The following is an 8,230-nucleotide window of genomic DNA, read 5'->3' on the forward strand; positions in this document are numbered from 1 at the left end:
GGCGCCGAGGAAGCGCAGCGTGGCCGCGGCGACGGTGGCGGCGGCCTCGGGCAGCGGGTCGAGCAGGGCGAGGCCGTGGCCGTCCGCGCTGCCCCAGCGGGCGAGTTGCAGGACGAAGGCGGTGAGGTCGGCGGTGGCGATGTCGGGGAGGGCGCGGGCGGGGAGGCGCTCGTGGTCGGCCGCCGACCAGCAGCGGTAGACGGTTCCCGGGGCCTCGCGGGCGGCGCGTCCCGCGCGTTGTTCGGCGGAGTCGCGGGGTTCGGCGACGGTGACCAGCGAGTCGAGGCCGCGCGACAGGTCGGTGCGGGGTTGGCGGGACAGGCCCGCGTCGACGACGACGCGCACGCCGGGCACGGTGAGGCTGGACTCGGCGACGGCACTGGCCAACACGACGCGTCGGCGGGGTCCCAGGCGCAGTGCGGCGTCCTGGGTGTCGCCGCTTTGGCTGCCGTGCAATGTGAGCAGGTCGATCGAGTCGAGATCGGATAGTCGACGGTGGACCTGACGGATCTCGCCCGCGCCCGGCAGGAAGACGAGGACGTCGCCGTCGCGTTCCCGCAGGGCCAGGCGGACGGTGGCGGCGACGTGGTCCAGGAGCTTCGGGTCGACCCACAGCCCGTGGGGCGGGGTGACGGGCCGCGGCGGCGGGGTCCAGCGGACGTCGACGGGGTGAGGTCGGGCCTCGGCGGACACGATCGGGGCGGCGCCGAGCGCGGCCGACAGTCGTTCGGCGTCGGCGGTCGCGGAGGCGGCCAACAGCGCGAGGTCCTCGCGCAGGTTGGCGCGGACGTCGGCGGTGAAGGCCAGCGCCAGGTCGGTGTCGAGGTGGCGTTCGTGGCATTCGTCGAGCATCACGGCGTCCACACCAGACAGTTCGGGGTCGCGCTGCAGGCGCTGCACCAGCACCCCCGTCGTGACCACCTCGACGCGCGTTCGCCGCGACACCTTGCGCTCCCCGCGCACCGTGTACCCGATCTCCTCCCCCACACGGGTTCCCGACAGCTGGGCCATGCGGCGGGCGGCGGCGCGCACGGCCACGCGTCGCGGCTCGGCCACGATGACGCGACCGCGCGCGCGGTCGGCCAGCGCCAGCGGGACCAATGTGGTCTTCCCCGACCCAGGCGGGGCCACCAGGACGGCCGACCCGTTGCGGGACAAGGTTTCCCGTAGGTCGTCGAGCACACGCGCCACGGGAAGATCGCTGTCGGGACAAAGCACCACGTCAGTGTGCCGCATGGCCGTCACCGCAGCGCTGGTATGGACTATCTATTGACGGATGCGCCACCCTGTTGCTGCCCAACATTCCCAACAGGAGAGGTACCTCCCACCATGAAGATCACCAGGTTCCGAGCGGCGATCGTCGCGTCGGTACTGGGAGTCGGTGTGGCGGCGACGATCGCGATCACGGCACCGTCCATGGCCTCAGCGGACGACGTCGGATCCATGTCGAAACTGACCCAGGCACAGGCCGAAAAGCAGTTCCGCGACGCCGGGATCACCTGGTCCTCCAGCGGCGGCTGCACCGACCGCAACAACGCGCACTGCACCTCGTTCGAACAGATCAACTCGGACACCGTGAAGGGTGCCATCACGTTGAAGGGCGCGTCCAAGTGCGCCATCAACATCACCGGTGGCACCGAGACAGGGCACGCGTCGGGCACCTACAGCCACTGGAACGGCTACAAGCTCGACCTGCAGCGCACGTCCTGCCTGACGAATTACGTCACGGGTCACTACACGTCCATCGGCGGCAGCAAGTGGAAGTCCCCCGCCGGCAACATCTACTACGACGAGAACAACCACTGGGACGTCACGTACTACAACTGTGGCGGCTGCAAGTTCGAGCGCGGCAATTGGGTCCGCGAATAGCTCGCGACTTCGAACGGGCCGGGGACGCCGCTATGCCGCGTTTTCCCCGGCCCATTCGTTATCGAGGATGCCGAACACGTCGGAGTCGCGCCACCCGTCCCGCAGCCTGAGGGTGTGCCGCAGCCTGCCCTCGTACGTCATGCCCAGCGCCCGCAGGATCTTCACCGAGCCCGCGTTGCGCGGGTCGCAGGTGCCGTATATCCGATGCAGCCCAAGGTCTTCGAACCCGACGCGCAGCAGCAGCCGCCCGATCGCGGTGCCGAGGCCGCGCCGCCAGTGTCGCGGGTGGACGAGGTACTGGATCTCCCCCTGGCCGTGGCGGCGGCTGTGCACCCGCAGCTCGCCGCTGCCGACGACGTCGCCGCCCGACTCGGCGATGTACACCCTGCGCGCCAAGGGATCGGCGTCCCAGGCGGCCGCCGCCCGCGCGGTGAACTCCCGCGAGTCGTCCCACGTATTTGGTCCCCAGGCCTGATAGCGGCACACCCGCGGATCGCTGCCCCACTCGTGCAACACGCGCCAGTCCGCCGACACGATCGGCCGCAAGGCGACAGTGGACTCAACCATCGGTCAATGGTGCCACCGATGCCGCGTCACACCGACCTGGTCTGGGCGACCCACGAGTCGTGCAGGCCCGCGTAGATCGAGCCCCGTTCCGTCACCAGGTCCCGATGCCGTCCACGCTGGACGATGCGCCCCGCGTCGAACACCAGGACCTCGTCGGAGGCCTCGGCGGTGGACAGGCGGTGCGCGATGATCACCGTGGTGCGGCCGCGGGTCACCGCGTCCAGCGCGCTGGCCAGACGCACCTCGGTGGCGGGGTCGACGGCGCTGGTGGCCTCGTCGAGCACCAGCAGGTCGGGGTCGGCGACGTAGGCGCGGGCCAGCGCCACGAGCTGCCGCTCGCCCACGCTGAGCGACTCGCCGCGCTCGCCGACCTGGGTGTCGAGTCCACGGGGCAGGCCGTCGACCCAGTCCGACAGGCCGAGTTCGGAGAACGCCACATACAGTTCGGCGTCGGTGACGTCGGGCTTGGCGAAGCGGACGTTTTCGGCCACGGTGGAGTCGAACAGGAAGCCCTCCTGCGGCACCATGACGACGCGGCGCCGCAGCGACTCGAACGTCACCTCCGTCAGCGGCACCCCCGACAGCTTCACGGTCCCCGACTTCGGGTCCATCAGGCGGGTCAGCAGCTTCGCGAAGGTGGTCTTGCCGCTGCCCGTCTCGCCGACCACCGCGATCTTGGCGCGCGGCGGGATCGACACGTTGATGTCGGACAGCACCAGCGGCCCGCCCGGGTAGGCGAACGCGACGTCGGCGAAGTCGACGGCGACCGCGCCGCGCGGCAGGTTCGCGCCGTCGTCGCCGGGGTCGGCGACGTCGGGCTCGGTCTCGAGGATGTCCAGCACCCGCCCCCAGCCCGACACCGCGTTCTGGCCGTCGTTGAGGATCTGGGTGGCGATCTGGATCGGCTGCACGAACAGCGTCACCAGGAACAGAAACGCCGTCAGCTCGCCGACGGTGATGTTCCCGCCCGCGCCCAGGAAGACCCCGGCGATCACCACCGCGGCCAGGGCGAACCCGTTGACGGCCTCGCCGACGGCGAAGCTCCACACGCTGCGCTTCAGGGCGTTGTACTGGGCGCCGCGGAAGTCGTCGATCGAGGAGTCGATGCGCTCCGAGGTGCGGTCGGCGACCCCGAAGGAGCGGATCACCGACGCGCCGACCACGGTCTCGCCGATGGCGCCGAGCATGACCGCGACCTTCTCGCGCACCTTCTTGTACGCCGAGGCCAGCGAGTTCTGCAGGTGCCGCATCATCAGCGCCAGGGGGACGAACGACAGCCACACCACGATCGCCAGCGGCCACGAGTACACCGCCATGATCGCCGTGGCCATCAGCGCCTGGCCGATCGACACCACCAGGATGATCCCTCCCGTTTGGAGGAACTGGCTGATCTGGTCCACATCGGTGGTCACCCGCGCGGTGAGCGCCCCGCGCCGCTCCCCCTGCTGGTGCAGCATCGACAGGTCGTGGATGTGGCGGAAGGTCCGGGCGCGCAGCGAGGCCAGGGCGGTCTCGGAGGTGGTGAACAGCCGCACGTTCATCAGGTAGCCCGCGATCACGGAGATCAGCAGCACCGCCACGCCGATGACCGACACGGTGATGACGACGTCGAAGTCGGGGCCGCCCTTGACGATCAGGCCCCGGTCGATCCCCTGCTGGACGGCCACGGGCACCACGCCCTTGCCGATGGTGGTGACCACGGCCAGCGCCAGCGTCCCGACCAGCCCGCGCCGCAGCTCGGGCGACAGGGCCAGTCCCCGTTTCAGGACGGCGAAGGGCCTGACCCTGTCCTTCGATTTTTCGTCCACAGTGGTCATGCCGACACCTCCGCGTCCTCGTTGAAGTCGCCCTCGGCCTCGCGCTCGGCCTCGGCCCGCTCGTAGGCGGTGACCAGGTTGGCGTAGCCGGGGACCCCGGCCAGCAGGCGCTCGTGGGTGCCGCGCGCCACCACGCGTCCGCGCTCCAGGTAGACCACCTCGTCGGCCAGCGCGATGGTGGCGCGGCGGTAGGCCACCACGAGCACCGAGGCCGGGCGGTCGCCGCCGCGCAGGCCCGCCAGGATCGCCGCCTCCACCTTCGGGTCGACGGCGCTGGTGGCGTCGTCCATGATGAGCAGCCGGGGACGGCCCGCCAAGGCCCGCGCCAGGGTGAGCCGCTGGCGTTGCCCGCCCGACAGGGAGGTGCCGCGCTCCCCCACCTGGGTGTCGACCGAGTTGTCGAGCTTGGCCACGAACCCGTCGGCCTGCGCCACCCGCAGCGCCTCCCACACGGCGGTGTCGGCGTCGGCGATGTCGCGGTCGAGGATGATGTTGTCGCGAATGCTGTCGTCGAACACGAACGGCACCTGCGGCACCAGCGCGGTCGTGGCGGCCAGGCTGGCGTGGGTGAGTTCGCGGACGTCGGTGCCGTCGATGCGCACCGTTCCGCCGTCGGGGTCGACCAGCCGGGTGGCCAGCGAGGCGATGGTGGATTTGCCGGAACCGGTGGGGCCCACCAGGGCCACGGTCTTGCCGGGCTCCACGGTCAGCGTCACGTCGGTGAGCACCGGGGTGCCGTCGGCATAGGAGAAAGACACGTCCGAGAACTCCAGGCCGGCCGCCGCGTCGCTCGGCGCGACCTCGGCGGTTCCGTACTCCATGTCCCCGGTGGACTCCATGACGCCGTACACCCGCTCCCAGCCGACCACGGCGCGCGGCAGGTCGCCCAGCACCCACGTGATCGCCCGGATCGGGAACGCCAGCACCGAGAACAGGAACGTCACCGACACGATCTCGGCCACCCCGATGTCCCCGGTGGACAGTCGCCAGGCCCCCACCACCAGCACGCCGAGCGTGCCGATGTCGGGCAGCGCCGACATCACCGGGTCGAACAGCCCGCGCAGCCGACCCACCCGGATCAGCGAGTCGCGCAGGTCGTCGGAGGAACCGGCGAAGCGGATCGTCTCCTCGGCCTCCCGACCCATGGTCTTGACGACCAGCGCGCCGTCGAAGCTCTCGTGCCCGACCGCCGACACCTCGGCGCGCAGCCGCTGCGCCCGGGTCATCCGCGGCGACATCTTGCGGGCGTACAGCACGTTGACGATGAACAGCAGGGGGAAGATCGCGGTGCCCACCAGGGCCAGCGCCCAGTCGGTGACGTACAGCGCGACCATGGCGATGGCCAGCATCACGAGGGTGCCCACGGCGAACGGCAGCGGCGCGATCGGGATGAACGCGGCCTCGACGTCGGCGTTGGCGTTGGACAGCAGCATTCCGGTCTGGTGGCGGTGATGCCACGACACGGGCAGGTCGAGGTAGCGCCGGGTGACCCGGCGGCGATGGCTGGCCTGCAACCCGAACTGCATGGCGCCGGCGCCCAGGCGCCGCGCGATCATGCCGCCGATCTTCATCAGCGTCACCGCGGCCAGCACCACCACGCCGACGCCCAGCGCCAGCAGCGCGGGCTTGTGCTCGCGCACCGACGGCGCGACCACCTGGTCGATGATGGCGCCGGAGACGTACGCGCCGGCCAGGGTGATTCCCGAGTAGACGATCGCCCCCATGACGCCGACGGCGAAGGGGGCGGGCTCCATGCGCGTGGCCTTGGCCAGGACGCGAATGCCGCGCCACACGATGCCTTTGCTGCTGACCGCCTCGTCCACACACACCTCCGGGGATTTTCGCGAGCCGGGCACGCGCTCGCGGCAGCTATCCTGACGCGCGAGTGTCGGCACCGCAACCTCGTTTGGTCCTTACGTCCCGCGTGACGTGTGGACCCGGCCCGACGCCGCGATCGAAGTCACACAAAAGCCGATGAGGTTGGGCGGGCACTCCACCGTCCCCAACCTAAGCGTCGCCTCCGACATTCCCGCCGCGGACTGTCATCATGACGACATGACTTCGCCAGCCGATCTGGAACGGCAAGAACTCGCGCAACTCCTCCTCGACAGCGGGCCCGAAGCGCCGACCCTGTGCGACGGCTGGAACACCCGCGGCCTGGCGGCCCACCTCGCCGTGCGCGACCACCGCCTGGATTCCATGCCGGGCCTGATGATCCCGGCATTCGCGTCCTGGACGGAAAAGGTGCGGCTGGGCTACGCCGGCCGCGACTACGACGCCCTGATCGACCTGGTCCGCAACCCGCCGTGGTGGAACGTCGTCGCCCGCGCCCCCTTCAACGTCGTGGAGTGGTTCGTCCACCACGAGGACGTCCGCCGCGCCCAGCTCGGCTGGACGCCCCGCCAACTTCCCCGCCCGACCGCCGAGGCCCTGTGGGGCATGGCCTCCATGACGCGCCTGTTGTTGCGCCCCACCGGTCTCACCGTGAAGCTCGTCAGCCCGGATCACGGCCACCGCGTGATCGGCAAGGGCGCCCCGCAGGCGACCCTCACGGGCGAGCCCGGCGAGATCGTGCTGTTTTGCTTCGGCCGCGGACAGCGCGCCAAGGTCACCATCGACGGCGAGGCCGCCCAGACCCTCCGTGAGGCGCGCCTGGGAATTTGACCAGGCAAAACGGACAATACTTCGCCCCGTTATCGTGTCGTTATCGCTTCGTCGGCATTCCGTTTCACAGCCGGGTCGGCGGATTCTTGGTGAGCTGGCACACTAACATTCCCAGGGCACCAACTTAGACTTTCGATTTGCCCCAACGTCCGGCTTTCTATGCCGGCCACTTCGACTCAGGGACACGAATGGACACAGAGACCAAGGCACCGCTCGTCCAACTCACCGATGTGAACAAACACTTCGGGTCGCTTCACGTGCTCAAGGACATCAGCCTGACCGTGAACCCCGGCGAAGTGGTCGTGCTCATCGGACCGTCCGGGTCGGGAAAATCGACCCTGTGCCGCACCATCAACCGTCTGGAGACCATTGACGACGGCGGCTCCGTCGAGGTCAACGGCAAGCCGCTTCCCGCGGAGGGACGCGAGCTGGCGAAGCTGCGCTCCGACGTGGGAATGGTGTTCCAGCACTTCAACCTGTTCGCCCACCTGACGGTCCGCGAGAACATCACGCTGGGACCGACCAAGGTGCGCGGCATCCCCAAGGCGAAGGCCAACGAACGGGCCAACCAGCTGTTGGAACGGGTCGGCCTGTCCGACAAGGGCGACAACTACCCCGCGCAATTGTCCGGCGGCCAGCAGCAGCGCGTGGCCATCGCGCGCGGCCTGGCGATGGACCCGGTGCTCATGATGTTCGACGAGCCCACCTCCGCCCTGGACCCCGAGATGATCAACGAGGTCCTGGACGTCATGCAGGACCTGGCTCGCGAGGGCATGACCATGGTCGTGGTGACCCACGAGATGGGCTTCGCCCGCCGCGCCGCCAACCGCGTGGTGTTCATGGCCGACGGCGCCATCGTCGAGGAGGCCGCCCCGGCGGACTTCTTCGACAACCCTCAGACCGAACGCGCCCAAGACTTTCTGTCCAAAGTGTTGTCTCACTGAGGTACTGTCCGTCCGGGCAATTGCCTTTACTCATTCGAAAGGAAACAGGCACAAATGCGAACGTTCCGCAAAGCCGCCATTGCCGGTGTTGCAGTGCTCGCCCTGGCCCTGTCCGCCTGTGCCGGTCAGGCCAGTAAGGACAAAGAGAAGCAGGACGAGGCCAAGAAGAAGGTCGGGGAGTACTCCATGACCCAGGCCTCGGCGTCCGACATCAACTCCAGCCCGCTGATCAAGAAGATCAAGAAGCGCGGCAAGATCATCGTCGGTGTCAAGGTCGACCAGCCGCTGATCGGCAACAAGCAGGGTGACACGTACTCCGGGTTCGACATCGAGCAGGCGCGCCTGCTGTCGACCCGCATCTTCGGCGAC

General features: G+C 69.4%; 7 protein-coding genes and 1 pseudogene. 4 read left to right on the top strand and 4 right to left on the bottom strand.

All coding sequences use genetic code 11. From position 1 onward, the window contains the following. On the bottom strand, positions 1–1,236 hold a 1,236-nt coding region (locus VE172_RS05525; RefSeq protein ID WP_324798310.1), incomplete at its 3' end, for a DEAD/DEAH box helicase. A 93-nt stretch (positions 1,237–1,329) separates the two neighbouring features. Between VE172_RS05525 and VE172_RS05530 the strand changes: the two genes are divergently transcribed. Continuing rightward, complete coding sequence (locus VE172_RS05530; protein WP_324798313.1) at positions 1,330–1,869, top strand: hypothetical protein; 540 nt, start codon at positions 1,330–1,332, stop codon at positions 1,867–1,869. Between the two features lie 30 nt (positions 1,870–1,899). Here the strand turns inward: VE172_RS05530 and VE172_RS05535 are convergent, their stop codons facing one another. Genes VE172_RS05535 through VE172_RS05545 form a run of 3 tightly spaced genes read right to left on the bottom strand, consistent with a single transcriptional unit; the run spans position 1,900 to position 6,049 of the window. Further along, a complete protein-coding gene (locus VE172_RS05535) occupies positions 1,900–2,436 on the bottom strand; it encodes a GNAT family N-acetyltransferase (protein ID WP_324798316.1) in 537 nt (178 codons plus the stop codon). A 26-nt stretch (positions 2,437–2,462) separates the two neighbouring features. Continuing rightward, positions 2,463–4,253, bottom strand: coding sequence for an ABC transporter ATP-binding protein (locus VE172_RS05540; protein WP_324798319.1), 1,791 nt, complete (start codon positions 4,251–4,253; stop codon positions 2,463–2,465). Beyond that, positions 4,250–6,049, bottom strand: a complete 1,800-nt coding sequence (locus tag VE172_RS05545) for an ABC transporter ATP-binding protein (RefSeq protein ID WP_349258269.1) — start codon at positions 6,047–6,049, stop codon at positions 4,250–4,252. Before VE172_RS05545 ends, VE172_RS05540 begins: the two co-directional genes overlap by 4 nt. A 259-nt stretch (positions 6,050–6,308) precedes the next feature. Between VE172_RS05545 and VE172_RS05550 the strand changes: the two genes are divergently transcribed. The 3 genes and pseudogenes from VE172_RS05550 to VE172_RS05560 form a co-directional block, all read left to right on the top strand. Further along, positions 6,309–6,917: a TIGR03085 family metal-binding protein gene (locus VE172_RS05550; RefSeq protein ID WP_324798325.1), complete on the top strand. Its 609-nt coding sequence runs from the start codon at positions 6,309–6,311 to the stop codon at positions 6,915–6,917. Between the two features lie 188 nt (positions 6,918–7,105). Further along, positions 7,106–7,861: an amino acid ABC transporter ATP-binding protein gene (locus VE172_RS05555; RefSeq protein WP_324798328.1), complete on the top strand. Its 756-nt coding sequence runs from the start codon at positions 7,106–7,108 to the stop codon at positions 7,859–7,861. Between the two features lie 54 nt (positions 7,862–7,915). Continuing rightward, positions 7,916–8,230: pseudogene (locus VE172_RS05560) on the top strand (ABC transporter substrate-binding protein); the annotation flags it as partial.

This window comes from Stackebrandtia sp. (genome assembly GCF_035643755.1).
Lineage (GTDB): Bacteria > Actinomycetota > Actinomycetes > Mycobacteriales > Micromonosporaceae > Stackebrandtia.

Coding starts and splice junctions, on each gene's coding strand:
- VE172_RS05530 (WP_324798313.1), top strand. CDS start 1,330: ATGAAGATCACCAGGTTCCGAGCGGCGATCGTCGCGTCGGTACTGGGA.
- VE172_RS05535 (WP_324798316.1), bottom strand. CDS start 2,436: ATGGTTGAGTCCACTGTCGCCTTGCGGCCGATCGTGTCGGCGGACTGG.
- VE172_RS05540 (WP_324798319.1), bottom strand. CDS start 4,253: ATGACCACTGTGGACGAAAAATCGAAGGACAGGGTCAGGCCCTTCGCC.
- VE172_RS05550 (WP_324798325.1), top strand. CDS start 6,309: ATGACTTCGCCAGCCGATCTGGAACGGCAAGAACTCGCGCAACTCCTC.
- VE172_RS05555 (WP_324798328.1), top strand. CDS start 7,106: ATGGACACAGAGACCAAGGCACCGCTCGTCCAACTCACCGATGTGAAC.